Source organism: Streptomyces sp. NPDC102462, from assembly GCF_044765425.1.
GTDB lineage: Bacteria > Actinomycetota > Actinomycetes > Streptomycetales > Streptomycetaceae > Streptomyces.
In genome coordinates this window covers 20,064-46,898 of record NZ_JBIWKB010000027.1, presented here as the reverse complement: position 1 = coordinate 46,898, position 26,835 = coordinate 20,064, and the positions used below count along the sequence as shown (strand labels likewise).

Genomic DNA, 26,835 nt, shown 5'->3' with positions numbered 1-26,835 from the left:
GGCGCGGGGAACGGCGCGAGCGACCACAACGCACCCGCACCCGAACGCCGAGCCCCAAAGGGGCGCGGGGAACGGCGCGAGCGACCACAACGCACCCGCACCCGAACGACGCCCCTCCCCGGCCCCACCCAGCGGAGCGCTCAGCGGTCCGCCAGCGCCGTAGCCGTGGCGTCCAGCGCCGCCTGGGCCTCGACGGCGTTCGTCGTGCCGGACGCCAGGAAGGCGAAGGCCAGCAGCCGCCCGCCGCGGTCGGCCACGGTGCCGGCCAGCGAGTTGACCCCCGTAAGGGTGCCGGTCTTGGCCCGTACGACGCCCGCCGCACCGTTCGCGTAGCGGTCGCTGAGGGTGCCGGTGAAGCCGGCCACCGGCAGGCCGGTGAGGACCGGACGCAGGTCGGGCCGGCCGGGCGAGGCGGCCTTGGCCAGGAGGGCGGTGAGCAGGTTGGCCGTCAGCCGGTCGTCGCGGTTCAGGCCGCTGCCGTCGTGGAAGACGGACCCGGCGGTCGGCAGGCCCAGCTTGGTCAGCTGGGCGGCGATGGCCCGGGCGCCGCCGTCGAAGTCGGCCCGCCCGCCGGTCGCGACGGCGGTCTGCCGGGCCAGCGCCTCGGCGATGTCGTTGTCGCTGTCGGTCAGCATGCGTTCGACCAGGGCGGACAGCGGGGGCGAGGCGACGGAGGCGAGGGCGGTGGCGCGGCCGGTGGCCTTGCCGGGGCCGGGTGCCGTCGTCTTGATGCCGGCCTTCCCGAGGAGGTCGGCGAAGGTGCGGGCCGCGCCCGCCGCCGGATCCGGCACCCGGGGCGCCGGGCCGCTCGTGGTGGCGTCGGCGCGGCCCTCGTCGGCCATCAGGGCGCTGACCGGGGCGAGGTTGTCGTTCACGCCGATGGGGTGCAGGCCGGGGCCCGAGTACAGGCTGGTGTCGTAGGAGAGGGCGACCTCGTGGACGCCGCGGGCGCGCAGCGCCTTCGCGGTGTCGGTGGCGAGGGTGCGCAGGCCGGCCCAGCCGCCGGGGTCCTTCCGGGCGGTGAGGGTGGGGTCGCCGCCGCCGACGAGGACGAGTTTCCCGGCGCCGGGTTCCAGGACGGCGCGGGTGGTGAGGCGGTGGTCGGGGCCGAGGGCGGAGAGCGCGGCGACCGCGGTGGCGATCTTCGTGGTGGAGGCGGGGGTCAGTGCCTTGTCGGCTCCGGTGGCGTACAGCCGTTCGCCGGTCACCGCGTCCACCACCACGGCCGTGTGGGAGCCGCCCAGTGCCGGGGCGGCCAGGAGCGGCCCGAGGACGTCCGCGAGGGGCTTTCCGGTGCCCGCGACGCCCGTGGTGTCGCCGGTGCCCCTGCCGGTGTCCTTGGTGCCCTTGGTGTCCGCGGCGCTCGCGGTGCCGCCGAGAGCGGTCAGCACGGGCGCCGCGCTCGGGGCCGGCCGGGGGCCGCCGGAGGCCGTGCCGGAGTCATCGCCGTGATCTGCGCCACCTGCCCGCTCCAGGGCGGCGGCCCGGTCCCGCTCGGCCGTACGCTGACCGTTGGCGTCCCAGGGACCGGCGGCGGTCACCACCCCGGCGGCCAGCGCCAGCCCGGCGGTTGCGGCACCCGCGGTGAACTGCCAGGTCCGCGCTGTCCGGGGCCCGGGGATCCGCGTGAGCTGCGGTTTCACGGCCCGTACGAGCCGCGCGACCCGTGGCCGGGCGGTCGCCGCGCCCCCTGCCAGACGTGGTAGTACGGCGTTCACGATCCGCACCACGTGCGGTCTCGCGGCGCGCCACGGCCTCAGCTCTGGCATGACCACCAGCCCCTTTCGCGATCACACACCTGCGTGAGGGACACTTAACCACCAGAACTATGTGCTGATCATGGAGGAGCCACCGGTGGAGTTCGACGTCACGATCGAGATCCCGAAGGGTTCGCGGAACAAGTACGAGGTGGACCACGAGACCGGTCGTATCCGCCTGGACCGTCGTCTCTTCACCTCGACCGCCTACCCGACCGACTACGGCTTCGTCGAGAACACCCTCGGCGAGGACGGCGACCCGTTGGACGCGCTGGTCATCCTGGACGAGCCGACGTTCCCGGGCTGCCTGATCCGCTGCCGGGCGATCGGCATGTTCCGCATGACGGACGAGGCGGGCGGCGACGACAAGCTGCTGTGCGTCCCGGCCACCGACCCGCGGGTGGAGCATCTGCGCGACATCCACCACGTGTCCGAGTTCGACCGCCTGGAGATCCAGCACTTCTTCGAGGTCTACAAGGACCTGGAGCCCGGCAAGTCGGTCGAGGGCGCCAACTGGGTGGGTCGTACCGACGCCGAGGCGGAGATCGAGCGGTCCTACAAGCGCTTCGAGGAGCAGGGCGGTCACTGAGCCCGCTGCCGCAAGGACGGGCCGCACGCACACGCGTGCGGCCCGTCCTTGCGTGTCTGCGCATACTGAGGCTGAGGGAAGGTGTCGTTCAGGGAGCGTTGAGGAGTGACGGAGGCCGAGGACCGCAAGCCTCGCTCGGACGAGGCGAGGACCACGTACGACCCCGAGATCACGTCCGAGTTCGCCGTTCCCCAGGGTCTCGTGGTCCCCAGGACCGGTGGCGAGTCGGAGACGACGTCCGAGTTCGCGGTGCCCGAGGGCCTGGACGCGCCGCAGCCCGCGGGTGCCGAGCCGGAGGGGTCGGCGTTCAGCCTGCCCAGCACGTACAGCGCCCAGCACGCCCCGGCGCTGTTCACGCCGCCGACCGGGGTTCCGGCGGTCAGCCTGACCAAGGACGCGCCCTGGCAGGACCGGATGCGCGCGATGCTGCGGATGCCGGTGGCCGAGCGGCCGGCGCCGGAGCCGGTGCCGAAGGCGGAGGAGGACGGCCCGGCCGTCCCGCGCGTCCTCGACCTGACCCTGCGCATCGGCGAGCTGCTGCTGGCGGGCGGGGAGAATGCCGAGGACGTGGAGGCCGCGATGTTCGCGGTCTGCCGTTCCTACGGGCTCGACCGGTGCGAGCCCAACGTCACCTTCACCCTGCTGTCGATCTCCCACCAACCGTCGCTGGTGGACGACCCGGTGACGGCCTCACGGACGGTGCGCAGGCGGGGCACCGACTACACGCGGCTTTCGGCGGTCTTCCAGCTCGTGGACGATCTCTCCGACCCGGAGACGCATGTCTCCCTGGAGGAGGCCTACCGGCGGCTCGCCGAGATCCGCCGCAACCGGCACCCCTACCCGGGCTGGGCGCTGACCGTGGCGAGCGGGCTGCTGGCCGGTGCCGCCTCGATCCTGGTCGGCGGCGATCTGATCGTGTTCTTCGCCGCCGCCGTCGGCGCGATGCTCGGCGACCGGCTCGCCTGGCTGTGCGCGGGGCGCGGACTGCCGGAGTTCTACCAGTTCACGGCGGCCGCGATGCCGCCGGCCGCGATCGGGGTGGCGCTCACCCTGGCGCACGTCGACGTGCGGGCCGCGGCCGTGATCACCGGTGGGCTGTTCGCGCTGCTGCCGGGGCGGGCGCTGGTGGCGGGCGTGCAGGACGGGCTGACGGGCTTCTACATCACCGCGGCCGCGCGACTGCTGGAGGTCATGTACTTCTACGTCGGCATCGTCATCGGCGTGCTGATCGTCCTGTACTTCGGCGTCAAGGTGGGCGGCCAGCTCAACCCGGAGGCCGCGATGAACATCGAGAAACGGCCGCTGCTGCAGATCGCGGCGGCGATGCTGCTGTCGCTGACCTTCGCCGTGCTGCTCCAGCAGGAGCGCTCCACGGTGCTGGCCGTCACCCTCAACGGGGGCGTCGCCTGGTCGGTGTACGGCGCGATGCGCTACGTCGGCGACATCTCGCCGGTGGCCTCCACGGCGGTGGCGGCGGGTCTGGTGGGCCTGTTCGGGCAGTTGCTGTCGCGCTACCGGTTCGCGTCCGCTCTGCCGTACACGACGGCGGCGATCGGGCCGCTGCTGCCGGGTTCGGCCACCTACTTCGGTCTGCTGTCCATCGCGCAGAACGAGGTGGACAAGGGGCTGGTGTCGCTGGCGAAGGCCGCGTCCCTGGCCATGGCCATCGCGATCGGGGTCAACCTCGGCGCGGAGATCTCGCGGCTGTTCCTGCGGGTGGGCTCCGCCGGGAAGCGGCGGGCGGCCAAGCGGACCAGGGGCTTTTGAGCGGCCGTTCGAGCGGGCGGCGGCCCTGGGCCCCTGGTCGTCGCGTCGGTCAGGGACGGTAGTTGCCCTGGCGGGAGTCGTAGGGGTACTGCTGCCGGCCGTAGCCACCACCGTCGCCGTAGTTCTGGTCGCCGTAGCCCTGGTTGTCGTAGCCCTGGTCGCCGTAGCCCCGGCCGTCCTGGCCCTGGTTCCAGTTGCCGTACGGGTCCTGGGGCTGCTGCGTCTGCTGGGGCTGGTGGGGCTGCTGCTGGGCCTGGGCCTGCGGCTCGTAGCCCGGGCCCGGCTCGATGCGGCGCAGCCGGGTCGTGGCGTCGTCCATGACCGGGGGCTGCTGCTGGTAGGGCTGCTGCGCGGCGGGCTCGGCGGGCGGGTTGTTCTTGTTCTTGGAGCGGGCCCGCAGGAACTCGATGATGATCGGCACGACCGAGAGCAGGACGATCAGGATGAGGATCATCTCGATGTTCTGCTTCACGAAGTCGATGTTGCCCAGCCAGGAGCCGAGCAGGGTGACACCCGCGCCCCACAGGACGCCGCCGATGACGTTGAAGACGAGGAACGAGCGGTACCTCATGCCGCTGACGCCGGCGATGATCGGCGTGAACGTGCGCACGATGGGCACGAAGCGGGCCAGGACCAGGGACTTCGGGCCGTACTTCTCGAAGAACTCGTGTGCCTTGGTGACGTTCTCCTGCTTGAAGAGGCGGGAGTCCGGGCGGTTGAAGAGGCTCGGGCCGACCTTCTTGCCGAACATGTAGCCCGCCTGGTCACCGAGGATCGCGGCGACGCAGATCAGGGCGATGGCCCCCCACAGCGGGAAGTCCAGCTGCCCGGAGGTGATCAGCAGTCCGGCCGTGAACAGCAGCGAGTCACCCGGCAGGAAGAAGCCGATGAGCAGACCGGACTCGGCGAAGACGATGAGGAGCAGGCCCCAGATGCTGTACGTGTCCAGCAGGTAATTGGGGTCCAGCCAGCTCGGTCCGAGGGCAATCGTCATCACGGTTCCGGGCTCCTGAGGGGTGAGGGCGGCGAGGGGGCGTCCTGGTGCGGCCGCACAAAGCTATCAACGCCGGGTGACCGCCCCGGGTTCCACCGCTGGCTCCGGGCCGCGCCGCGGGTACGAAGGGACGAACCGGCGAGCCCCCGCCGCCCCCGGCTGAGGGGCCCCGGCGCCCCGTACGTCTACCGCGCCTGTGCGGTGTGACGGGCGGCGTTGGCCAGGATCGCCTCCTTCAGGTGCGCGGCCAGGCCCGGCCGCATCGCGTCGTAGAAGGCTTTGAAGCGCTCGTCGGCGACGTACATCTCACCGAGGCAGCGGTGCATGTCGTGCGGGCACGCGTAGAACCACCGGGAGATGTGCCGACGGTGCTCCTCGGCCATGTCCATGGCGGGCTCGCCCGCCGGGGACGCGCCCGCGTCCACCAGCGCCCCGTACCGCTCGCTCCAGTCGTCGACCTCGGCCTGCAGCCGCTTCCAGTCCTCCTTGGTGTAGCGGGCGGCGCGGCGCTGCGACTCGGCGTACGCGTCCGTGCCGCCCCAGCGTGCCTCGGCCTCCTCGGCGTACTGCTCGGGGTCCTTGTCCCCGAAGACCTCGAACCGTTCCTCCGGCGTGAGGTTGATGCCCATTCTGCGTGCCTCCATGGCGTGCTCCACGGCCTCGGCCATCCGCTGCAGCTTCTCGATCCGGGCGGTCAGCAGTTCATGCCGGCGGCGCAGGTGCGCGCGCGGGTCCGCGTCCGGGTCGTCGAGCAGGACCGCGACCTCGTCGAGCGGAAAGCCGAGCTCCCGGTAGAACAGGATCCGCTGCAGCCGGTCCAGGTCGGCGTCGCCGTAACGCCGGTGGCCCGCCCCGCTGCGCCCGCCCGGGACGAGCAGGCCGATCTCGTCGTAGTGGTGCAGGGTGCGCACCGTGACCCCGGCGAACCCGGCGACCTGTCCCACGGAGTAGCTCACTTCCGCTCCTTCACTCGGTACGCGCTCCACGGTCGCCCCTCACGTGGCGTGAGGTGCAAGCCCATTTCTCTCGGGATGTTCGCCCACTTATGTCCGTTTATCGTGAGCCCGTGGCCCAGGACACGGCGCGGCAGGCGCCCACCGCTCCGGCGACCCCGGCGCGCGCTCTGCTGCCCTTGGTCCTGCCCGCCCTCGTGGTGGGCGTGCTGGCCAGTCTGCTCTTCGTCGGGGTGAGCGTGGCGGCCGAGAAGCTTCAGGGCGTGCTCTGGGCGGACCTGCCCGATGCGCTCGGGATCGGCCGTCACTCCGTGGCATGGGTCTTCATCATGCTCACCGCGACCGGGATCGCCGTCGGCCTCGTGGTGTGGAAGGTGCCGGGGCACGCCGGGCCCGATCCGGCCACCCTGGGCCTGGACGCGCCCACGCTGCCGCCCGCGGTGCTGCCGGGCCTGCTGCTGGCGACCGCGCTGATGCTCGCGGGCGGGCCGAGCCTCGGCCCGGAGAACCCCATCATCGCCGCGAACGTGGGTCTTGCGCTGTGGCTGGGCACCCGGCTGGCGCCGGGGCTGCCGGGCGGCCTGTGGCCGACGCTCGCGGAGTCGGCGACGATCGGCGCGCTGTTCGGCACGCCGGTGGCGGCGGCGCTGGTGATCTCGGAGGCGCTGGCCGGGCGGCCGATCAGGGGGCGCCTTTGGGACAACGTCTTCGCGCCGCTCACGGCGGGCGCGGCGGGCGCCCTGACGACCACCCTGGTCGCCCACCCGAGCTTCGATCTGCGGCTGCCCCCGATCGGCCGCCCGGCCTGGGCCGACGTGCTCGCGGCGCTCGTCGTCGCCTCGGCGGGCGCGCTGCTCGGCCTGTGCGCCGTGTGTGGTTTCCCGTACGTCCACGGGGCCTTCCGGCGGCTGCGGCACCCGATGCTGATGCTGCCGGCGGGCGGGGTCGTGCTGGGCGCGCTGGGCGCCCTCGGCGGCCATCTGACGCTGTTCAAGGGGCTGGACGAGGTCGGTGAGCTGGCGCGCGATCCCGGGGGGTGGACGGCCGGGCAGTTCGCCGGGATGGCGGTGGTGAAGCTGGCCGCGCTGCTCGTCGCCGCGTCCTGCGGGTTCCGGGGCGGCCGGATCTTCCCGGCCGTCTTCGTGGGCGCCGCCCTCGGCCTGTGCGCCCACGCCCTGGTGCCCGCCGTGCAGCCGGCGGTGGGCGTGGCCGCCGGCGTGCTGGGCATGCTCCTGGCGATCACCCGGCAGGCTTGGGTGAGCCTGTTCACCGCCGCGGTACTCGTGGCGTCGCCCGCGGCCCTCGCGCTGCTGTGCATCGCCTCACTGCCGGCCTGGCTGCTGGTGACCGGGCGACCGCAGATGCAGTTGCGTGCGGACGGTACGGCGATGCGCTGACCGGCCGGCCACCCCCCGACCCTCCAGGAAGGCACCCCCATGGCACTGCACAAAGGTCCGCAGAAGCACGAACACCGGCGGCTGTCCGTCAACCCGTTCTTCGGGGAGGCCAATCCGGTCGGCGGCATGACCGAGGCGCCGCCCACCCACCGGCTGCCCAGCGCGCCGCTCGCGCCGTCGACCGCGTACCAGCTGGTGCACGACGAGCTGATGCTGGACGGCAACTCCCGGCTCAACCTGGCCACTTTCGTCACCACCTGGATGGAGCCGCAGGCCGGTGTCCTGATGGCCGAGTGCCAGGACAAGAACATGATCGACAAGGACGAGTACCCGCGCACGGCCGAACTGGAGCGGCGCTGTGTGGCGATGCTCGCCGACCTGTGGAACGCGCCGGACCCGTCGGCCGCCGTGGGCTGTTCGACGACCGGGTCCAGCGAGGCGTGCATGCTGGCCGGGATGGCGCTCAAGCGGCGGTGGATGCACCGCAACGCCGACCGCTACCCGTCCAGCGGGGCCCGCCCCAACCTCGTCATGGGCGTGAACGTCCAGGTCTGCTGGGAGAAGTTCTGCACGTTCTGGGAGGTCGAGGCCCGCCAGGTGCCGATGGAGGGCGACCGCTACCACCTCGATCCGCGGGCGGCGGCCGAGCTGTGCGACGAGAACACCATCGGGGTCGTCGGCATCCTCGGCTCCACCTTCGACGGGTCCTACGAGCCGATCGCCGACCTGTGCGCGGCCCTGGACGACCTCCAGGAACGCACCGGCCTGGATGTACCGGTGCACGTGGACGGCGCGTCCGGCGGCATGGTCGCGCCGTTCCTCGACGAGGACCTGGCCTGGGACTTCCGCCTGCCGCGGGTGGCCTCGATCAACGCCTCCGGGCACAAGTACGGCCTGGTCTACCCCGGCGTCGGCTGGGCGCTGTGGCGGGACAAGGAGGCGCTGCCCGAGGAACTGGTCTTCCGGGTCAACTACTTGGGCGGCGACATGCCGACCTTCGCGCTGAACTTCTCCCGGCCCGGTGCGCAGGTGGTCGCGCAGTACTACACGTTCCTGCGGCTCGGCCGCGAGGGCTACCGGGCCGTGCAGCAGTCCACCCGGGACGTGGCGCGCGCCCTCGCCGAACGGATCGAGGCGCTGGGCGACTTCCGGCTGCTGACCCGGGGCGACCAGTTGCCGGTGTTCGCCTTCACCACCGCGCCGGACGTGACGTCGTACGACGTCTTCGACGTCTCCCGGCGGCTGCGCGAGGGCGGGTGGCTGGTTCCCGCGTACACCTTCCCGCCGCACCGCGAGGACTTGTCCGTCCTGCGGATCGTGTGCCGCAACGGCTTCTCCACCGACCTCGCCGACCTGTTCGTCGAAGACCTGACCCGTCTCCTGCCGGAGCTGCGCCGCCAACCGCACCCCCTGACCCAGGACAAACAGGCAGCCACCGGCTTCCACCACTAGCGCTCCGAAGGGGGCGCGGGGCGACATCAACCTGCGGCTCCGCCGCGCGGGCGCGACCGTGTGCCGTGCCCAACGGGCCGGATTCGGCCATCACTTCGCTGTCGCACATTCTTCCAGTCGCCGTTCCCTGAGCGCCCGGAGACCATCGGGCGATAGGCTATCGCGCGCTGCTCGCGATGGCGGTCGGTGAGGTCGGGGTGGGGGTGAGGGCACCGTCCGGGGCCGTGAATGCGCGTTTGCTCTTTCTGGCCCGCGGAGCTCACAACTCATCGACAATATCCTCATGCGATCACCACGAAGTGGTCCACGCAACAGCGGTGGGCCCCTTTCCCCTTCCGTGCTGTAAGTGGACATGCAGCGAGAAGCGGATGCTTCATTTTCACGACAAGAGAAGTCACGACGAGAGAAGTGTGGAGTGTGATGCCATGAACCGACTCGGCAGAGACTCGCGCCGGTTAACCTGGAAGGTTGTCGAGCCGTCGGCGCGCATCGCGATATCTGTTCTTTTGCTGGCGGGCGGTGCCGTGGGAGCGACGGCCGGACCGGCCGCCGCTTCGGCCGACGACGGCACGCTGACGGTCGAGGTGCTGCGCGACTTCTTCGGCACCGGCGTGATCAACGCGACGATGGACGTGCCGCAGCGGGGCATGAAGGTGGAGGTCTCCGACCCCGCCGGGCACATCGTCACCGGCGTCACGGATGCCACCGGAAAGGTCGTGGTGGCGCAGTCGGCCGCGCTGAGCGGCGGCCAGTACCGCGTAGACGTCAGCGTCCCGGCGCCGTACAGCGACTATCTGCAGGCGGCGCCCGCGTCGACGGCGGAGAACCACTTCGACAGCTTCACGTCGTTCGTCGACGTGTCGGGTGGAAGAAACGTTTCTGTGGTGACGGGCGTGTGGGATCCGGCCGACTACGCGCTGCCGGACTCGCGGTACTTCGTACCGGTCCACAACGGCCCGGGTGGGACCGACACCCGGGCGTTGGTGGCGTTCGGGACGAACGTCCGGGGCACGTGTCCCACCGATGTGGCCTGCCCGACCACGCTGGCCACGCAGGACCAGGTGGGCACGACGTTCGGGTTGGCGTACGACAAGGACCGGACCCGGCTGTTCCAGAGCGCGTTCGCCCGCCGCTACGCCCCGTACGGGCCGCAGGGCGGGGGCGCGATCTACACGGTGCCGGTCAACGGCTCGGGCGCGCCGGAGCTGTTCGCGCGGGTGCCGGACGCCGCGGTGACGCGGCACGACACCGCCAACATGATCAAGGATGCCGGGTTCACCGACGCCCCGGGCAAGGAGAGCATCGGTGGCCTGGCCCTGTCGGCGGACGGCTCCACGCTGTACGCGGTGAACCTGCGGAGCCGCAGCCTGGTGAGCTTCGACGCGACAGGGGCCACCGCCGCGGCGCCCAAGTCGACGGTCCCGATCCCGGACCCGGGATGCGCGAGCCCCGACGACTGGCGGCCGTTCGGCCTCCAGGTCCACAACAACACGCTGTACGTCGGCGGCGTGTGCAGCGCGGAGAGCACACAGCAGCGCGCGGACCTGAAAGCCGTCGTCTCCACCTACGACGGCAAGCGGTTCACCACGGTGCTGAGCCACCCGCTCACGGCCGAACGCGGCAACGTCTTCGGTGCCGGCGACAAGGGCAGCCACTGGAACCCGTGGAACACCAGCCTGGAGACGTGGGACGACCGGAAGTCGGGCAACACCTTCATCGATCCGCAGCCGGAGTTGTCCTCCCTCGCCTTCGCCCGCGACGGCTCGATGATCCTCGGTTTCCGCGACCGGTTCATGGACGTGCTCGGCTGGGGAGGGCTTGACCCCCGCCCGGGGATCGACACCGCGGAAAACGGCATGTCCGGTGGTGACATCACCATGGTCTGCGCCACCCCCACCGGTGAATACCAGTGGGAAGGCACCGGGAGTTGCCCCAACCACGCCACTCCCGCCAACAATGGCGGCCAGGCCGCCGGCGTCGTCGAGTACTTCCCGGGCGACTTCTATGCCAACGCGCACCAGGAGACCGCGCTGGGGTCGGTGGCCTATATCCCGCAGCAGCAGTGGGTCGTCAGCACGGAGTTCGACCCGGTCGTCAACGTCGCGACCTCCGGGACCGGTTACCACCACATCACGACCGGTGAGGGCCCGGGCAACAAGCCGACCGAGAACGGGTTCCAGTTCGTCAGCCAGGCACAAGGCGGGTTCGGCAAGGCCGGCGGACTCGGTGACATCGCGTACGCGGCGGCGAACGCGCCGATCCAGATCGGCAACGTCGTGTGGTTCGACGGCGATCACAACGGGATCCAGGACCCGGGGCACGTGCTGCTGCCCGGGGCGACGATCAACCTGCTGGACGCGGACGGCAAACAGGTCGCCACGACCACGACCGATGCCGCCGGCGAGTACTACTTCGGTGGTGTCGGCGCCGAGTACGAGCTGACGCCGGGCGCGAAGTACACGGTGCAGTTCGACGTGTGCACCGCGGACACCAGCCAGGTGCCCGAGCAACCCGCGGCGAGCGAGCTGAGGTTCACGCTCCCCCGGGCCGGTGCCGACCGTGCGCACGACTCCAATGTGACCCCGCCGACCACCGGACGGCTGTGCAACGGCTACGCGCCTGTCACGGCGCCGGACAAGCCGGGCGGGGTCGATCACACGATCGACGCCGGGGTGTACATCCCGAAGGAAACGCCGGAGCCGACCCCGACGCCGACTCCCACACCGACACCGACACCAACTCCGACGCCGCCCGCGGCCTCCGCGCCGCCGTCGCCCGCGCCGCCTGCCAACCACCCGGCCCCGGCCGGTGGAGGCGGGGGTTCGCTGGCGAGCACCGGTACACCCGGGGTGGCGGAGATGATCGGCATCGTCGGTCTGCTGGTGGGTGCGGGCCTGGTCATCGCGTTCGTGACCCGGAATCGTCGCGCCCGGCAACACTGAACGAACCGCACAACGATGGTCCGCACCGTCCGCGACCCGGACGGTGCGGACGGGCACATCACGTCTCGGCCGGTCCACAAGGGCCGGCCTTGGCGTGGTCTGCCACCGGAGTGCCACATGCCGCCGCGAGCCCGCGGCGGCCGGACGGTGTGCTGATCGAAAGGATGAATCGGAGAGTGTCAGCGTCGAACCGTGTGCGGAGCGTGAGAACTCGGCAAGCCCCATCGGGTCGTCCGGCTGACCGGCGGCGATGGCCGTGGTCGCGCCGGACTGCGGCCGTCATCGGCATCGCGGCCGCCGCGGTGGCAGCGATGGCCACGGTGGCCGCGTTCCTGGTCGCCGACGGCGGCTCCGGCGGTCCGCGCCCGCTGACGTCGGACGAGGCGAGCCGGCTGGCGATCACACGATTCCGTAACTACCAGGCGCAGGGCCGCGCGGTGACCATCACCGTGCCGGGCACTGCCGGCAATCTGACCATCACCGGGTCCGTCGACTACCGGCGCAAGGTCGGTTACGGCGTGGTGCACGGCACCGGGCGCGCCAGGTCCAGCGACGGGCTGATCCAGTGGACGCCCACCTCGGTGCACATCCGCCCGATGACCAACGCCCCGGCGCACGCACCCGCGTCGCCGCCCCGTTCCGGCTGGTCCGACCGTCCGCTGCTGGCCTCCGGCAGCGCGCTGGACACCTCCCTGTCCATCGCGCTCGGTCTCGGCGGTGACCGGCCGGACAACGCCGAACTGCTGCCGCAGAACGGCGCCGCCTGGTGGGGGCGGGAGCAGGTGGACGGGCGCCGGGTGGACGTCATGACCGGGCCGTCCTCCCCCGACCGCTCCGGTACGGCGGGCAACGTGCGCTACTGGATCGGCTCCGACGGCACCATGTACCGGGTCCGCGTCAGCGTGGGTTCGCAACCGGAGCCGGTGGTCATCGACTTCGACACCCACACATACGTTCCGGTCGAGCCGGTACCCGGAGCGACCCCGGCCAGGTAGCCGCTGTTCAGGACGTCTGCACCCGCGCGTTCGCGGCGAGCAGGGACGCCGGCGGCAGCCGGATCTCCTCCGTCTTCGGCAGGTCCGGGACGGGCGGGACGACGGTGGCGCCCGCGGTGGCGGCGTCGGGGAACTGCGGCTGCGGAGCAGGCGCCGCGACCTCGGTGAACGGGATGCCACCGGGTGCGGTCGGGGCCGTCCACCTACCGGCCGGCGAGGACGACCCGGCCGGCAGCGGGCAGGCCGCAGTCGTCGCCAGCCGGGCGGGCACGGTGGTGCGCAGCTCGTTGCCCCGCAGGCAGTTGCCCCGTCCCCGCGTGGCGGTGGGGAACGTCCAGCCGACGTCGACGCCGTTGCCGGTAAACGTGTTGTCCAGGATCTGGTTGCCGACCGGAGGCATGTCGGCGGTCGCGGTGATCAGCAGCCCGGTGTTGCGGTGGCCGGCGATGCGGTTGCGGATGAACCGGTTGTCGCTGCCGCCGTCGATGCCGGCGCCGATGCCCCACCCGCCGTCGGCCTGCTCCGGAGTGGCCGTCTGCTGGTTGGCGGCGATCAGATTGCCCGCGATGACGGAGCCCTTCTGCGGGAGCAGTTTCTCCTGGTGGTCGGAGTTGGTGGTGAGTCCGACCCGGTTGCCGACCAGGCGGTTGCCGACCACGTACATGTCCTCGCTGGCGTTGGTGCCTTCGTAACCGACCGCGTTGAGTTCGGCGACGTTGTCCCGCACCACGATGTTGCAGGGCTTGCACTGGCCGACATAGATCCCCGAGTCGGCGCCGCCCGAGGCGTACGAGTGCTCGATGACGCCGTTCTGGGCGGAGAAGGCGTAGATGCCGTACAGACCGTTGCGGGTCGCGGTCACATGGGAGACCAGGAACGACTTCAGGAAGGTGACGGGCTCGTCGCCGGTGTCGTAGCCGCCGCTTCCCCCCGGCAGGCCGGCGGCCGCCTTCGCCGAACCGGTGACCAGGACGCCGTTCTGTGTGTTGTTCTTCACGGTCAGGTTCTCGACGGCCACCCCGGGCGCCGAGACGACGACGCCGTTCGGCTGCTGCAACCGTCCGTCGATGACGACCTTGTCCCGGGACACACCGCGAAGAGTGATGCGCGCCGTGTCGATCTTCACCGACTCGCGGTACACGCCCGGCGCGACCAGCACCAGGTCACCGGGCCGGGCCAGGGACACCGCATCCGAGATCGTCGGGGCATCGGCAGGCACTCGGATCGTCGCGTGCGCACCGGCCGGACGCCGGCCCTTGTCCGATCCGCCATCGCCGCCGCCGCAGCCTGCCACCAGTGTGAGCGTGCCCGCTACGGCCGCCAACACGCGAAGAGCTGATCGAGGCATGATCCCATTCTGGCATGGTGCGTCCAATTGCACGGGGGAATCGAGGGGTTGACCGGCCCACGCGATACCGCTGTGGCATTCTGCACCCCATGCCCCGAGCCGATCAGCCCCCGTCACGCCGCAGGTTCCTCGATGTCACCGGCGCCATGATGGCCGCCGGGCTGACCGCCGGGTGCACATCGGACGCCGCCCAGCCGGGCCGGCCCGCGCCTGCCCCGGAGCCCACGCCGAAGCCGGTTCCGGCGACGGGCCGCCATCAGGCAGGTATCACGCTCCCGCAGCCGGCCCAGCCCAACCTGCTCGCCGTGGTGGCCGACCTCGATGCCAGCGCGGCTCCCGGCCCGTTGCTGGCCGAACTCGGCGAGGCCATCCGCACCCTCACGGCGGGGACCGACGCGCGGCTGCTGGGGCTGCCGCCGGGCGACCTCACCGTGACCGTCGGCGTCGGCCCCCGGCTGGTGCGCACGGCCGGCGCCTCGCTGCCCGGCGCGGCCGACCTCCCGCGCTTCTCCCGCGAGCGGATCGACCCGCAAGCACGCGGCGGTGACCTGCTGATACAGATCTGCGCCAGCGACCCGCTGCTGCTACCGGTCGTCGCCGCCGCGCTTGTGGACCAGGCCGGTGACCGCGTCCGCGAACGCTGGCGGCAGTCCGCACGCCGCGGTGCGAACGTGCCCGTCGGCAACGGCCTTACCGCGCCCCGCAATCCGCTCGGTTTCATCGACGGCATCGTGGGCCCGCACACGACCGCCGAACAGCAACGCGACCTGTGGCTGGCGGGGCCCCGTGCGGTGGCCGGCGGCACCCTTGCCGTACTGCGGCGTATGGAACTCGACCTGCCTCGGTTCGCCGCCCTGTCCGTGGCCGAACAGGAGGCGGTCTTCGGGCGGCGCCGGGCCAGCGGCGTCCCCCTGTCCGGCGGCAGCGCCGCCTCGGGCCCGGAACTCGGGGCCAAGACACCGGACGGGCGCTATCTTGTCCCCGCGGACGCCCACGTGCGCAGAGCGCACGCCACCGTGGTGGGGGTCGGGCACATGCTCCGCCGCTCCTACAGCACCGACGAGCCCGCCCCCGGCCTGTTCTTCATCAGCTTCCAGAACGACCTGCGGACCTTCACCGCCACCCTCACCCACATGGAGACCTCCGACGCGCTGCTGTCCTTCACCACCACGACCGCCAGCGCGACATTCCTGATCCTCCCCGGCTTCGACCGCCAACGCCCCCTCGGCTCCCCCCTGTTCACCTGACCCCGCCCCGAAGGGGCGCGAGGAACTGCGCGCCCAGCCCCACCGGGCCCGTGCCCCGAAGGGGCGCGAGGAACTGCGCGCCCAGCCCCAACGCACCCGCAGCCAACCCACGACCCACCACACCCAGCCCCACCGGGCCCGTGCCCCGAAGGGGCGCGGGGAACTGCGCGACCAGCCACAACAAACCCGCAGCCAACCGACAACCCCCACACCCCCAGGCCACAACACCCCGCACCCCAAAACCCGGCCAAACCCGCGGAGCGACTAGCGGAACCTGCGCACCGCCAGCGGAAAGAACACCGCGAGCAACACGACCGGCCAGCCCACCGCGGCCCAGACGTGCCCACCCGCACCGCTCTGCCCGCCGATCAACTCCCGTACGGCGGTGGCCGTGTGGGACAGCGGGTTCCACTGGACAGCCGTGCCCAGCCAGCGGGGCATGGCGTCGGGAGTGGCGAAGGCGTTGGACAGGAAACCGACCGGCCAGACGAGGATCTGCACGGTCTGGACCAGCTCCGGCCGGCCGGCGACCAGGGCGAGGTGGATGCCGATCCACAGCACCGCGAAGCGGAAGAGCAGCAAAAGGCCGAAGGCCGCGAGAACGGCCCCCGCCCCGCCGTGCGGCCGCCAGCCCACCGCGCCGGCCACCCCGGCCATCAGCACGAGCCCGGCCGCCGACTGGAGCATGTCGGCGGCCGAACGCCCCACCAGCACGGCCCCGTTGGCCATGGGCATGGCCCGGAAGCGGTCGATGACACCCTTGTTGAGGTCCTGGATGACGGCGAGCATCGTGCCTTCCAGGCCGAAGGCCATGGTGAGCGAGAGCATGCCGGGCACCAGGTAGTCGACGTAGTCGCCGCGCACGCCCCGGCCGCCGCCGACCAGGTAGCCGAACATCAGCAGCAGCATCACGGGGAACAGCAGGGCGACGAGCAACGGCCCTGGCCGCCGTGCCCAGTGGGCGAGTTCGCGGCGGGTCATGGTCCAGGAATCGGTCAGGGCGTGGCTGCTCACACGGTCTCCTCGGTCCGGTCGGTACGGTCCTCGCGCCCCGTCAGATGCAGGAACACCTCGTCCAGGGTCGGCCGGCGCAGGGCGATGTCCGCCGCCTCGATGCCGGCGCCCTCCAGGGCCCGTACGACTCCGGAGAGCGCCGCCATCCGGTCGGTGACCGGGGCGCTGAGCAGCCGGCGGTCGGTGTCGACGGTGACGTCCGCGGCGCGCAGCGGCAACAGGGCGAGCGCGGCGCCCAGTTGGCCGGCGTCGCGCAGCACGAGGTCGATGCGGTCGCCGCCGGTGAGCGTCTTCAGTTCGTCGGGGGTGCCGTCGGCGACGACCCGGCCGTGGTCGACGACCGAGATGCGGTCGGCGAGTTGGTCGGTCTCCTCCAGGTACTGGGTGGTGAGCAGGACCGTCGTGCCGCCGCCGACCAGGGAGCGCACCGAGGTCCACACCTCGGTGCGCCCCCGCGGGTCGAGTCCGGTGGTCGGCTCGTCCAGGAACAGCACGTCCGGCTCGGTGATCAGGGAGGCGGCGAGGTCGACACGGCGGCGCATGCCGCCGCTGTAGGCACGGACCGGCCGGCGGCCGGTGTTGGCGAGGCCGAAGCGCTCCAGGAGTTCGCCGGCACGCACGCGCGCGTGGCGGGCGCCCAGGTGGTGGAGGCGGCCGAACATCTCCAGGTTCTGCCGGCCGCTCAGCTCCTCGTCGAGGGCCGCGTGCTGGCCCAGCAGCCCGATCCGGCGGCGCACCGCGGCTGCCTGGGTCACCACGTCGTGCCCGGCCACCTCGATCCGGCCGCCGTCCGGTCTGAGCAGGGTGGACAGGATCCGTACCAGGGTCGTCTTGCCCGCGCCGTTGGGGCCGAGCACCCCGTGCACCGTGCCGCGGGCGACCGTGAGGCCGAGTCCGTCCAGCGCGGGTCTGCCGCCGTATGTCTTGCGTGCCGCGTCGACGCTGATCGCCGTTTCGGTCACTGCCACTCCCTCGTTAGTCAAACTTGACTACCAGGTCGAAGCTAAACCCTCGCGCACGATTAGTCAAACTTGATTAGCGGGCGTCCTCGGGATGGGGCTCGCCCGTCGCGTACGGGTTCGGCTCGTCGTCCGCGAGCACCCCGACGAACTGGGCGCCCTCCCCCGCGAACGTGTACGCGCCCGCCTCGACGCGCCCGATCAGGCCCCGCGTCCACTCGGCCTCACCGTCGGCCGTGTGGAGCCAGAGGTTCATGATCTCGCCGATGTGCCCGTACTGCCCCGGACCCTCCTCGGGCACATAGTGCTCGACGACGGTGGAGCGCCACTCCTCGATCCGCCGGATCCGCTCCTCCAGCAGCGCCACCGCCTCGGACCGCGGCAGGTCGACGATGAAGCCGATGGCGGCCGACTTGACGTCCATCCGCTGGTCGTACGAGGTCAGCGCCTCGCGCAGCAGCCGGAAGTACTCCTCGGTGCCCGCCTCGGTGATCTCGTACTCCGTGCGCGGCGGGCCTCCCGCGGTGGACGGCGCGATCTCGTGGGCGCGCAGCAGGCCCTGCTTGGCCATCTGTTTCAGGGCGTGGTAGATCGAGCCCGGCTTGGCGTTGGACCACTCGTGCGCGCCCCAGTACTCCAGGTCGTTGCGCACCTGGTAGCCGTGGGCCCGCCCGTGCTGACGGACGGCGCCCAGCACGAGAAGACGGATCGCTGACATGCGCTCCAGGTTATGACCCCCGGATCATCCGCCCCACCCGGACCACCGGCCACCGACGCCGTACGTGCCCCGGCGGAGCCGTCGCTCCTTCAGGGGCCCCGTGCTCCGGGACCGTCAGAACGGGAACGAAGTCCGGCCGTGCTGTACCGAGATCCACTTCAGGGTCGTGAAAGCGGCCAGCGTCGTCTCGCCGTTCAGGCGGCCGATCCCGGAGTGCTTCTCGCCGCCGAAGGGCACCAGCGGCTCGTCGTGGACCGTGCCGTCGTTGACGTGGAACATCCCCGTGTCGACCCGCTTGGCGAACGCCACGCCCCGCTCGATGTCGGCCGTGTGCACCGCGCCGCTCAGCCCGTACGGGGTGTCGTTGACGATGCGGACCGCCTCCTCCTCGCCGTCGAACGGCACGAGCAGGGCGACCGGGCCGAAAATCTCCTTGCGCAGCAGCGGGGAGCGGGTCGGCACGTCCGTCAGGACGGACGGCTCGACCAGGTTGTCGGTCGTCGTGCCGCGCACCAGGACGGTGGCGCCCTCGGCCTCGGCCTGTTCTATGGCGGCCGAGATGGCGTTCGCCTGAAGGGAGTTGATGACCGGGCCGATCACCGTCCGCGGGTCGCTCGGGTCGCCCGTCTTCAGCGTCCTGACCTTGGCGACGAACTTCTCGGTGAACTCGTCCGCGACCGAACGGTCCACGAGCACCCGGTTGGCGGCCATGCAGACCTGGCCCTGGTCGACGTACCGGCTGAAGACGGCCGCGTCGACCGCGTAGTCCAGGTCGGCGTCGTCGAGCACCACCAGGGCGCTGTTGCCTGCGAGTTCCAGCACCGTCCGCTTGAGCTGGCCCGCGCACACGGTGGCGATGTGCCGGCCCACCTTGTCGGAGCCGGTGAAGGAGATCACCTTGGGCACCGGGTGCTCGATGAAGGCGTCACCGATCTCGGCGATGTCGGTGAGCACCACGTTCAGCAGCCCGGCCGGCAGTCCCGCGTCCTCGAAGAGCCGGGCGAGCAGCGTGCCGCCGCAGACCGGGGTGTCCTGGTGGGGTTTGAGGACGACGGCATTGCCCAGGGCGAGCGCCGAGGCGACCGGCTTGATCGACAGCAGGAAGGGGAAGTTGAAGGCGCTGATGACGCCGATCACGCCGACCGGGACGCGGTAGACCCGGTTCTCCTTGCTGTCGCTCGGGGACGGCAGGAGCTTGCCCTCGCAGCGCAGCGCCAGTTGGGCCGCCTCGCGCAGGAACTCCTTGGCGAGGTGGATCTCGAACCGGGCCTTCAGGAGTGTGCCGCCCAGTTCGGCGACGATCATGTCGGTGATCTGCTGTTCCCGCTCCTCGACCAGGCGCAGGACCCGCTCGAACAGGAGACGGCGGGCGTAGGGGTTGGTCTCCGCCCACTCGCGCTGGGCGCGGGCCGCGGCCCGGTAGGCCAGATCGACCTCGTCGACGGTGGCTATGGTGATCGAGGCCAGCTTCTCGCCGTCGTACGGGTTGAAGTCGATGATGTCCCAGGAACCGGTGCCCGGGCGCCACTCACCGTCGATGTACTGCTGGGCCAGGTCGGTGAAGCAGGACGACATGTGATCCCTCGATCCCCCTTGCTGCCGCAGCAGCCAGCCAGACACCCGATCAACTCCACGGCTGATCACGCTCACGGTCCCATCACGCTGATCAGGCGTCATCGTACTTGTGTTGGGCGTGAGTTGGGATGTCACAGGGGGGTGCGAATTGCCGGTGGGATCGGATCGTCCCCGCCGGGCAGGGGCGCGATCAGGACAGTTGGAGCAGCCCCCGCAGCAGATCGCGGCTCTCGTCCGGGCCGGGGCTGTCCTGCTGCAACTCCTTCAGCGCATGCTCGTACTGGGCGACGTCCTCGCGCTTGTCCAGATACAGCGCGCTGGTGAGCTGCTCCAGGTAGACCACGTCGGACAGATCGGACTCGGGGAAGCTGAGGATGGTGAAGGCGCCGCTCTCTCCGGAGTGTCCGCCGAAGCCGAACGGCATGATCTGCAACCGCACGTTGGGCCGCTCGGAGATCTCGATCAGGTGCTGGAGCTGACCGCGCATCACCTCCCGGTCGCCGTAGGGGCGGCGCAGGGCGGCCTCGTCCAGGACGATGTGGAACTCGGGCGCGTTCTCGGCGACGAGGTACTTCTGCCGTTCCAGGCGCAGCGTGACGCGCCGCTCCACGTCGGCGACGCTCGCGCCCTTCATGCCGCGCCGCACCACCGCCCGGGCGTACTCCTCGGTCTGCAGCAGACCGTGCACGAACTGCACCTCGTACACCCTGATGAGGGAGGCGGCGCCCTCCAGGCCCACATAGGTGGGGAACCAACTCGGCAGTACATCGGAGTAGCTGTGCCACCAGCCCGCCACGTTCGCCTCCCGGGCGAGCGAGAGCAGCGACTCGCGCTCCGCCTCGTCCGTGATGCCGTACAGCGTCAACAGGTCTTCCACGTCCCGCGTCTTGAAGCTCACCCGGCCCAGCTCCATCCGGCTGATCTTCGACTCCGAGGCACGGATCGAGTATCCCGCGGCCTCGCGCGTGATGCCGCGAGACTCACGCAGTCGCCTGAGTTGCGAGCCGAGCAGCATGCGTCGCACCACCGATCCGGGCTCTCCCGCGCTCACGTTCGCCAGCCTCCCCAACCGTCTTCAAGGGCCGAAGTCTGCCACTAAAACACTTCGAGCAGTACTCGTCTGGTTACGGAAACGGAAAGAGGACAAAGTTTTCCCGCAGGAAGGAGCAGGCAAGCGGCGAGCCACGCATGCGAGGTTGGCGGAAAAAATGACCAAGAAGTGGTACGGGAGGGAGCAATTCGCCTCGTGCACGTGCATCTGCCCTTGCATCTGCTGTGCGCATCCGAAACCATGGTCCCGCGCCACCGCTGCATCGCAACGACCGCGAATTCCCGGGAGTGCCTCGCATGGGGACGAATGGATCGACCATGCTCAAGCCGTTACGGCAGGGCCTTCCGCCACTGGACCCCGCGGCCGTGTCCAGCGCCGCCTCCTGCGCCCTGCCCGCCCGGTACGAGGCGGTGCGCGAGGCCCGGCGGTTCACCCGCGGCACCCTGGACCAGTGGGACGTCGGCGACCGCTTCGACGACATATGCCTGGTCGTCTCGGAACTCGTCACCAACGCCCTGCGGCACGCGCTGCCGGGCGACGGCGGCGTCGACCCGTCCGCGGCGGTGCGGCTGCACCTGATGCGCTGGACCGAGCGCCTGGTGTGCGCGGTGCGCGACCCCAGCCACGAGACCCCGGTCGCCCATGCCGCCGAGGACCATGTGGCGGAGTCGGGGCGCGGGCTGTTCCTCGTCGAATCCTTCAGCGACGGCTGGGGCTGGTACCCGCTCGCGGGCACCCTCAGCGGCAAGGTCGTCTGGGCCCTGTTCCGGCTCCCGGGCGTCTGACGCGGCACGGCACCGTCCGACGCAGCCGTTCTACGCGCGTCTCCCCGGCCTCGTCCGGCACTGCGTCGGCGCCCGCCCGGGGCGCCGGCGTCAGCTCGTTATCAGGTGGTCGAACTCGCCGTCCTTGATCCCGAGCAGCATCGCCTCGATCTCCGCGCGCGTGTAGACGAGCGCGGGCCCGTCGGGGTAGCGGGAGTTGCGGACGGCCACGTCTCCGCCGGGCAGCCGGGCGAACTCCACGCAGGAGCCCTGCGAGTTGCTGTACCGGCTCTTCTGCCAGGCCACGCCGGCCAGCCGTGTGGCAGCCATGCCGTTGTACACGTCGTACCCCCCGTACCCGCCGTCAACGTCGAGGTTCACAGGTTGCTCCCCGCTGGTGCACTGGCTGGTGTGGCCATTGATGCAGTGGTCAACTGATCGGGATCATAACCCTGTTCATGTGCAGGTGCATGGGCAGATGCACGTGCACGCGGGGTGTTCCTCCGGTTACAGCTTTGACGACCCTTTTACCGAAGCCCTTCAAGCGTCTGCCCCAGGCTTCGCATGACATGCGTACGCCAACCCCCGTCCATGATCTTCCGCGCCATCATCTGTGCCGGGTCGTCCGGATCGAATCCCTCGTGCACTAGGAACAGACGCGTGCCGCGCCCTTCCTGTTCCAGTGTCCAGGTGATGGTCCAGTCCGCGGGATTGGCCGGATCGGCGTCCGCCCACCGGACGGACAGCATCCGCTCGACGTCGTAGGCGAGAACCCGCACGTCGACGACGCCGGAGAAGCGGGCGTTGGGACGCGGGACCGAGGTCATCCAGTACCGGTGGCCGACCTTGAGCCGGAACTGCTCCGCGCCGGGCATCTGCCACTGCGCGAGCAGATCGGGCTCGGTGAGGGCACGCCAGACCTTGGCGGGCGGGTGCGGGAAGAACTGGTCGACACGGATGGTGGTGAGGTCGCCCGCGTCGTCTTCCGGGGGATGGGTGCTCATGAGCGGTCATCGTCGGGCATGCGGTCGAGCAGTTCGCCGAGCCCTTTCAGACGGTCGCGCCAGAACCGCTCGTACGGATGGAGCCAGTCCTGCAACTCGGCGAGCGGCGCCGCCTCCAGGCGGTAGATGCGCTGCCGGCCGGAGCGCTGCTCGGAGACGAGGCCGGCCGCCCGGAGCACCTTGAGATGCTCCGAGAGGCTGGGGCGCCGCATCGCGAAGTGATCGGCCAGGGCCTGGACGGGCTGCGGCCCGCCGTCGCGCAGGAGCCGCAGCACCTCGCGCCGGGTGGCGTTGGCGAGCGCGGCGAAGACGCGGTCCTCGGCGTCCTCGCGGGCCCCGGTCGTCGTCATGCGTTCCTTCCCGCCTAGTGCCGAGCCTCCGTGAGCAGCATCAGACCGTTGCCGTCCGGGTCCTGGAAGGAGGCCATCCGGCCCCACGGGAACTCGTCCGGGCCGTGCACGGGGGTGCCCGCCTCGGCGAGCCGCGCGCAGTCGGCGTCGACATCGGTCGTCACCAACATGATCCCCCGGCTCGCACCGGGTTCGAAATCGCCCATCCCCGGCCCGGCGAGCGTGAAGACGGTCTGTGCGCCCTCGGGGGCGACCTGGAGCCATCGGCCCTGGGGCAGGTCGAGGTCGGCGGTGACCCGGAAGCCGAGCACATCGGTGTAGAAGCGCAGGGCACGGTCCTGGTCGGCGACGGGGAGCGTGACGAACGAGGCGTGGGTGATGTTCATGCGCCCGACCATAAGTAGGAGATTCCCTACGCGTCAAACATAGGGAATCTCCTACCTGTCTATGTGGGGCGGCTCACAGGGCCCTGGGCACTCTCAGTACCCGGAGCGCTCTCAGTACCCGGAGCGCTCTCAGCGCCCGGGACACCCTCGGCACTTGGGGCACCCTCGGCACCCGGCGCACCCTCAGCGGCCTGAGTAGGGCAGCAGGGCCATCTCCCGGGCGTTCTTGATCGCACGGGCCAGGAGCCGCTGCTGCTGCGCGGTGACATGCGTGACGCGCCGGCTGCGGATCTTGCCGCGGTCCGAGATGAACCTCCGCAGCAGATCGGTGTCCTTGTAGTCGATGTACTCGATCCCGGCCTGCTCCAGCGGGTTGGGCCGGTTCTTGGCGGGCTTGCGCTCACTCTTGCGGGGCACGGCGGTTCAGACCTCCAGGAGGGAGTCGAAGGCGGGCGGCAGCCGCTTCCAGGCGTCGCGCCCGGCGGCGTACTCGGCATCGGTCAGCAGGCAGGACTCCAGCAGCCGCGCCAGTCCGTCGCGGTCGAGTCCGGGGGAGGTGAAGACGAGGTGCTGGCAGCGGTCGCCGTGCTCCGGGTGCCAGTCGAGCGCGGCGGCGGCACGGCGCACCGGCGGGATCATGTCCCAGGCGGCGTCGGGCAGCGCGGCCAGCCACGGGCCCGCGCTCTCCACGCACAGGGCCCCGCCCGCCGCGTCCCAGTGCAGCAGCGTGTCGGGGCGGTCGGCGAGCCAGAACCGCCCCCGGCTGCGGGCGGCGGCGCAGGTCACGTCCTCCAGCGCCGCGTACAGCCGCTCCGGGTGGAACGGCCGGTGCCGGCGCCAGACGAAGGTGGCGACACCGTGCGCGTCGGCCTCCGCGGGCAACAGGGCACAGGCCGGGTGCTGGGCCGCCGCGGCGGCCTCCACATCGAATCCGGCGAGGGCGGCGCGCGCGAGCGCCGAGAGCGGACGGCCGTCCGCCGGGCCCGCCGCGGTCGCCTCCGGGCCGTCCTGGTCCCGCAGTGCGCGGACTTCGCCGGCGTGGACCTGCTCGGCCGGGTGCCCCGCGGCGCCGCCGAACGACCGGTCGTCCGCGATCGGCACCTGCCGGGCCGTCGGATGGAGCTGGGAGAGCAGTTCGCGGTCCTCGTCGTCGGCCTCGGGGGAATCGGCCACGGCGAGCACGGGGGCGTACTCCAACTGCCGGGCGAAGGTGTCCGCGACCGTGCGCTGGTCGGTGGCCGCCGCCGCGAGCCCGCGCTCGGCGAGGTCGTCGCCGTTGCCGAGGTACGGCAGCACCAGGGCCGGGTCGACGGCGGTGATCACGCCGGTGACGGTGAGCCCGCCCGCGGTGACCACCTCCGCCATCGCCTTGGGCTCGACCGAGTCCCACAGCTCGACGACCGCGAGCCGGGTCCGCCCGTCCCGTGCGAGCCGGCGCAGCTCGGGCACCAGGTCCTCGCGCAGCGCGCAACACGCGCAGTCGTTGACGAGAGGCGCCTCACCGACGGCCAGCAGCCCGCCGGCGTCACGGACCGTGCGCACCACCGTGCCGGCCGGGGCCGTCTCCAGGTCGTGGTGGAGTACGACGCTGCCGGGCACGTCGGCGAGGAGCCGCGCCACGGCCGACCTGCGGGCGTCCGCGTGCAGCCCGCCGACGATCACGACCGACAGGCTCACGCCCCGCCCCGCTTCCCGTACCGCCGCTCGAAGCGCTCGACGCGCCCCGCGGTGTCCAGGACGCGCGCGGTGCCGGTGTAGAAGGGGTGGCTGACGTTCGAGATCTCGACGTCCACCACCGGGTAGGTGTTGCCGTCCTCCCACTCGATGGTCTTCTCGCTGGTCATGGTCGACCGGGTGAGGAAGGCGTGGTTCGCGGCCCGGTCCCGGAAGACCACGGGACCGTAGGCCGGGTGGATGCCCTTGCGCATGGCGGGTTCAGCGCTCCTCTCGGAAGTCGACGTGCCGGCCGAGGGCCGGGTCGTACTTGCGCAACGTCATACGGTCCGGGTCGTTGCGGCGGTTCTTGCGGGTCACGTAGGTGTAGCCGGTCCCGGCGGTGGACCGGAGCTTGATGACCGGGCGGAGTTCGTTGCGAGCCATGCTGCTATGTTACTGAAAATGAATTCCATTAACAGCAGTCGACGAGGAGAGGTACGTCACCCATGTCCGCCCACTGCATGCTGACCGGCGCCCAGCCCGGCTTCGGCAACCGCATCTCCCACTCCCACCGGCGCACGTCCCGCCGCTTCGACCCCAACATCCAGACCAAGCGCTACTGGCTGCCCGGCGAGGGCCGCTACGTGCGGCTGCGCCTGAGCACCAAGGCGATCAGGACGGTCGACGCGATCGGCGTCGAGGCGGCCGTGGCGCGCATCCGCGCGCGCGGAGTGAAGGTCTGACGGGGACGGGAGAACGCCATGGCGAAGAAGAGCAAGATCGCGAAGAACGAGGAACGGCGGCGGACCGTCGCCCGGTACGCCGCCCGCCGCGCCGAGCTGAAAGAGATCATCCGGCGGCCGTCCTCCACCGAGGAACAGCGGCTCGCCGCGCAGCGGGAACTGCGCGGGCAGCCGCGCGACGCCAGCGCCACGCGCGTGCGCAACCGGGACCAGGTGGACGGCCGTCCACGCGGCTACCTCCGCGCCTTCGGCCTGTCCCGGATCACCCTGCGCGAACTGGCACACCGCGGACACCTGCCGGGCGTACGGAAGTCTTCCTGGTGAGGGCTCGCGATTTGGCGTGGGGTCCGCCCGGTGAGTCCTGGCAACTCGCGGCAGTGGTCCGCCCGGTGACTCCTGGCAATCCGCCGCGACGATCCCCGCGGTGGCTCCCGGCAGCCCGCCGCGACGATCCCCACGGTGACCCCTGGCAGCTCGCCGCAGGGGTCCCTCCGGTGACTCCCGGCAACCCGCCACGATGATCCCCCGGTGACTCCTGGCAACTCGCCGCGGTGGTTCCGCTGGTGAGTCCTGGTAGCTTGCTGCGGTCGTTCGACAGGCCGGCTACACCTTGGGAGCTTCCAGTGACTTCGGCGACTAGGACGGTGCGGATCGCGGCCACGGCCGCGGCGCTGACGGGCGCGCTCGCGCTGACCGCGTGCGGTGGCGGCGACTCCAAGAACGACGCCTCACCGCGTCCGAGCGCGTCCACGACCCCCTCGTCCTCCTCATCCCCCTCGGGCAGCTCGGACACCGGCGGCGCCACGGCCTCGTCCGGTGCCCTGCAGGGCAGCTGGCTCACCACGTCCGGCGGCAAGGCCGTGGCCCTGGTGATCACCGGCGAGCGGGCCGGGCTCTTCGCGACCGGCGGCGCCGTGTGCAGCGGGACCGCCGGCCAGGAGTCGGGCATGCAGATGATCCATCTGACCTGCACGGACGGCAGCGCCGACCGGAAGTCCGGAATGGTCGACTCCGTGGACGGGGATTCCCTGAAGGTGACCTGGTCCGGCAAGCTGGGCCAGGAGACCTACGCCAAGGCCGAGGGCGGCAAACTGCCGACGGGGCTGCCCACGGCGAACCTCGGTTCCTGACCCGGCGGAAACTCGGTTCCGGCCCCGGAGGAGTCTCGGTTCCT

General features: G+C 71.3%; 28 protein-coding genes. 11 read left to right on the top strand and 17 right to left on the bottom strand.

Annotated features, from left to right (window positions below):
- Nucleotides 1-140: 140 nt before the first annotated feature.
- Nucleotides 141-1,769 carry a D-alanyl-D-alanine carboxypeptidase/D-alanyl-D-alanine-endopeptidase gene (gene dacB / locus ACIRFL_RS23210; RefSeq protein ID WP_404031400.1) on the bottom strand — a complete coding sequence of 543 codons (1,629 nt, stop codon included), beginning with the start codon at nucleotides 1,767-1,769 and terminating at the stop codon, nucleotides 141-143.
- Between the two features lie 85 nt (nucleotides 1,770-1,854).
- On the opposite strand from dacB, the gene ACIRFL_RS23205 reads away from it, so the two are divergent.
- Together ACIRFL_RS23205 and ACIRFL_RS23200 are read left to right on the top strand one after the other, a co-directional pair.
- Entirely contained in the window at nucleotides 1,855-2,346 is a 492-nt protein-coding gene (locus ACIRFL_RS23205) for an inorganic diphosphatase (RefSeq protein WP_189303680.1), read from the top strand.
- Between the two features lie 105 nt (nucleotides 2,347-2,451).
- A complete protein-coding gene (locus tag ACIRFL_RS23200; protein WP_404031397.1) occupies nucleotides 2,452-4,113 on the top strand; it encodes a threonine/serine exporter ThrE family protein in 1,662 nt (553 codons plus the stop codon).
- A gap of 49 nt (nucleotides 4,114-4,162) precedes the next feature.
- Here ACIRFL_RS23200 and ACIRFL_RS23195 read toward each other — a convergent pair whose 3' ends face one another.
- Together ACIRFL_RS23195 and ACIRFL_RS23190 are read right to left on the bottom strand one after the other, a co-directional pair.
- On the bottom strand, nucleotides 4,163-5,110 hold the full coding sequence (locus ACIRFL_RS23195) for a DedA family protein (RefSeq protein WP_404031394.1): 948 nt from the start codon (nucleotides 5,108-5,110) through the stop codon (nucleotides 4,163-4,165).
- Nucleotides 5,111-5,292: 182 nt separating this feature from the next.
- A complete protein-coding gene (locus tag ACIRFL_RS23190) occupies nucleotides 5,293-6,063 on the bottom strand; it encodes a MerR family transcriptional regulator (protein ID WP_404031391.1) in 771 nt (256 codons plus the stop codon).
- A 110-nt stretch (nucleotides 6,064-6,173) separates the two neighbouring features.
- On the opposite strand from ACIRFL_RS23190, the gene ACIRFL_RS23185 reads away from it, so the two are divergent.
- The 4 genes from ACIRFL_RS23185 (at nucleotide 6,174) to ACIRFL_RS23170 (ending at nucleotide 12,846) form a co-directional block, all read left to right on the top strand.
- Nucleotides 6,174-7,457 (top strand): ion channel protein, encoded by a 1,284-nt coding sequence (locus ACIRFL_RS23185; protein ID WP_404031388.1) that lies wholly within the window; start codon nucleotides 6,174-6,176, stop codon nucleotides 7,455-7,457.
- A 39-nt stretch (nucleotides 7,458-7,496) separates the two neighbouring features.
- The gene (locus ACIRFL_RS23180; protein WP_404031386.1) at nucleotides 7,497-8,909 is read left to right on the top strand and encodes a glutamate decarboxylase; all 1,413 of its coding nucleotides are present in this window, start codon (nucleotides 7,497-7,499) and stop codon (nucleotides 8,907-8,909) included.
- Nucleotides 8,910-9,334: 425 nt separating this feature from the next.
- Nucleotides 9,335-11,851 (top strand): SdrD B-like domain-containing protein, encoded by a 2,517-nt coding sequence (locus ACIRFL_RS23175; RefSeq protein ID WP_404031383.1) that lies wholly within the window; start codon nucleotides 9,335-9,337, stop codon nucleotides 11,849-11,851.
- 311 nt (nucleotides 11,852-12,162) lie between these two features.
- Complete coding sequence (locus ACIRFL_RS23170; RefSeq protein WP_404031380.1) at nucleotides 12,163-12,846, top strand: hypothetical protein; 684 nt, start codon at nucleotides 12,163-12,165, stop codon at nucleotides 12,844-12,846.
- Nucleotides 12,847-12,853: 7 nt separating this feature from the next.
- Here the strand turns inward: ACIRFL_RS23170 and ACIRFL_RS23165 are convergent, their stop codons facing one another.
- A complete protein-coding gene (locus ACIRFL_RS23165; protein ID WP_404031566.1) occupies nucleotides 12,854-14,065 on the bottom strand; it encodes a right-handed parallel beta-helix repeat-containing protein in 1,212 nt (403 codons plus the stop codon).
- 218 nt (nucleotides 14,066-14,283) lie between these two features.
- Here ACIRFL_RS23165 and ACIRFL_RS23160 point away from each other — a divergent pair, with 218 nt between their 5' ends.
- Nucleotides 14,284-15,441 carry a Dyp-type peroxidase gene (locus ACIRFL_RS23160; RefSeq protein ID WP_404031377.1) on the top strand — a complete coding sequence of 386 codons (1,158 nt, stop codon included), beginning with the start codon at nucleotides 14,284-14,286 and terminating at the stop codon, nucleotides 15,439-15,441.
- Nucleotides 15,442-15,705: 264 nt separating this feature from the next.
- Here the strand turns inward: ACIRFL_RS23160 and ACIRFL_RS23155 are convergent, their stop codons facing one another.
- The 5 genes from ACIRFL_RS23155 to ACIRFL_RS23135 all read right to left on the bottom strand — a co-directional run bounded on the left by ACIRFL_RS23155 (nucleotide 15,706) and on the right by ACIRFL_RS23135 (nucleotide 20,722).
- Complete coding sequence (locus ACIRFL_RS23155; protein WP_404031375.1) at nucleotides 15,706-16,455, bottom strand: ABC transporter permease; 750 nt, start codon at nucleotides 16,453-16,455, stop codon at nucleotides 15,706-15,708.
- A complete protein-coding gene (locus ACIRFL_RS23150) occupies nucleotides 16,452-17,417 on the bottom strand; it encodes an ATP-binding cassette domain-containing protein (protein ID WP_404031373.1) in 966 nt (321 codons plus the stop codon). Before ACIRFL_RS23150 ends, ACIRFL_RS23155 begins: the two co-directional genes overlap by 4 nt.
- A gap of 73 nt (nucleotides 17,418-17,490) precedes the next feature.
- Nucleotides 17,491-18,132, bottom strand: a complete 642-nt coding sequence (locus tag ACIRFL_RS23145) for a PadR family transcriptional regulator (RefSeq protein ID WP_404031370.1) — start codon at nucleotides 18,130-18,132, stop codon at nucleotides 17,491-17,493.
- A 114-nt stretch (nucleotides 18,133-18,246) separates the two neighbouring features.
- Nucleotides 18,247-19,707 (bottom strand): aldehyde dehydrogenase family protein, encoded by a 1,461-nt coding sequence (locus tag ACIRFL_RS23140; RefSeq protein ID WP_404031563.1) that lies wholly within the window; start codon nucleotides 19,705-19,707, stop codon nucleotides 18,247-18,249.
- Nucleotides 19,708-19,897: 190 nt separating this feature from the next.
- Nucleotides 19,898-20,722, bottom strand: a complete 825-nt coding sequence (locus tag ACIRFL_RS23135) for a helix-turn-helix domain-containing protein (RefSeq protein ID WP_388719929.1) — start codon at nucleotides 20,720-20,722, stop codon at nucleotides 19,898-19,900.
- A 332-nt stretch (nucleotides 20,723-21,054) separates the two neighbouring features.
- Here ACIRFL_RS23135 and ACIRFL_RS23130 point away from each other — a divergent pair, with 332 nt between their 5' ends.
- Complete coding sequence (locus tag ACIRFL_RS23130; protein ID WP_404031367.1) at nucleotides 21,055-21,543, top strand: ATP-binding protein; 489 nt, start codon at nucleotides 21,055-21,057, stop codon at nucleotides 21,541-21,543.
- A 90-nt stretch (nucleotides 21,544-21,633) separates the two neighbouring features.
- On the opposite strand, the gene ACIRFL_RS23125 is transcribed toward ACIRFL_RS23130, so the two are convergent.
- The 8 genes from ACIRFL_RS23125 to rpmG all read right to left on the bottom strand — a co-directional run bounded on the left by ACIRFL_RS23125 (nucleotide 21,634) and on the right by rpmG (nucleotide 25,362).
- A complete protein-coding gene (locus ACIRFL_RS23125; RefSeq protein WP_404031560.1) occupies nucleotides 21,634-21,852 on the bottom strand; it encodes a DUF397 domain-containing protein in 219 nt (72 codons plus the stop codon).
- Between the two features lie 197 nt (nucleotides 21,853-22,049).
- Nucleotides 22,050-22,526, bottom strand: coding sequence for an SRPBCC domain-containing protein (locus tag ACIRFL_RS23120; RefSeq protein WP_404031364.1), 477 nt, complete (start codon nucleotides 22,524-22,526; stop codon nucleotides 22,050-22,052).
- Nucleotides 22,523-22,876 carry an ArsR/SmtB family transcription factor gene (locus tag ACIRFL_RS23115; RefSeq protein ID WP_404031361.1) on the bottom strand — a complete coding sequence of 118 codons (354 nt, stop codon included), beginning with the start codon at nucleotides 22,874-22,876 and terminating at the stop codon, nucleotides 22,523-22,525. Before ACIRFL_RS23115 ends, ACIRFL_RS23120 begins: the two co-directional genes overlap by 4 nt.
- A gap of 14 nt (nucleotides 22,877-22,890) precedes the next feature.
- Entirely contained in the window at nucleotides 22,891-23,262 is a 372-nt protein-coding gene (locus tag ACIRFL_RS23110) for a VOC family protein (protein ID WP_404031358.1), read from the bottom strand.
- 183 nt (nucleotides 23,263-23,445) lie between these two features.
- Nucleotides 23,446-23,679 carry a 30S ribosomal protein S18 gene (gene rpsR, locus ACIRFL_RS23105; RefSeq protein WP_404031355.1) on the bottom strand — a complete coding sequence of 78 codons (234 nt, stop codon included), beginning with the start codon at nucleotides 23,677-23,679 and terminating at the stop codon, nucleotides 23,446-23,448.
- A gap of 6 nt (nucleotides 23,680-23,685) precedes the next feature.
- Entirely contained in the window at nucleotides 23,686-24,939 is a 1,254-nt protein-coding gene (locus ACIRFL_RS23100; protein ID WP_404031352.1) for a CobW family GTP-binding protein, read from the bottom strand.
- Nucleotides 24,936-25,190 carry a type B 50S ribosomal protein L31 gene (locus ACIRFL_RS23095; protein ID WP_044382364.1) on the bottom strand — a complete coding sequence of 85 codons (255 nt, stop codon included), beginning with the start codon at nucleotides 25,188-25,190 and terminating at the stop codon, nucleotides 24,936-24,938. The genes ACIRFL_RS23100 and ACIRFL_RS23095 overlap by 4 nt, the downstream gene beginning before the upstream one ends.
- A 7-nt stretch (nucleotides 25,191-25,197) precedes the next feature.
- Entirely contained in the window at nucleotides 25,198-25,362 is a 165-nt protein-coding gene (gene rpmG, locus ACIRFL_RS23090; protein WP_404031349.1) for a 50S ribosomal protein L33, read from the bottom strand.
- Between the two features lie 62 nt (nucleotides 25,363-25,424).
- Between rpmG and rpmB the strand changes: the two genes are divergently transcribed.
- From rpmB to ACIRFL_RS23075, 3 genes are all read left to right on the top strand, one after another.
- Nucleotides 25,425-25,661 carry a 50S ribosomal protein L28 gene (gene rpmB, locus ACIRFL_RS23085; protein ID WP_404031346.1) on the top strand — a complete coding sequence of 79 codons (237 nt, stop codon included), beginning with the start codon at nucleotides 25,425-25,427 and terminating at the stop codon, nucleotides 25,659-25,661.
- Nucleotides 25,662-25,679: 18 nt separating this feature from the next.
- Nucleotides 25,680-25,985 carry a 30S ribosomal protein S14 gene (rpsN, locus tag ACIRFL_RS23080; RefSeq protein ID WP_404031344.1) on the top strand — a complete coding sequence of 102 codons (306 nt, stop codon included), beginning with the start codon at nucleotides 25,680-25,682 and terminating at the stop codon, nucleotides 25,983-25,985.
- 299 nt (nucleotides 25,986-26,284) lie between these two features.
- Nucleotides 26,285-26,791: a hypothetical protein gene (locus ACIRFL_RS23075; RefSeq protein ID WP_404031341.1), complete on the top strand. Its 507-nt coding sequence runs from the start codon at nucleotides 26,285-26,287 to the stop codon at nucleotides 26,789-26,791.
- The last annotated feature ends 44 nt before the right edge of the window (nucleotides 26,792-26,835 follow it).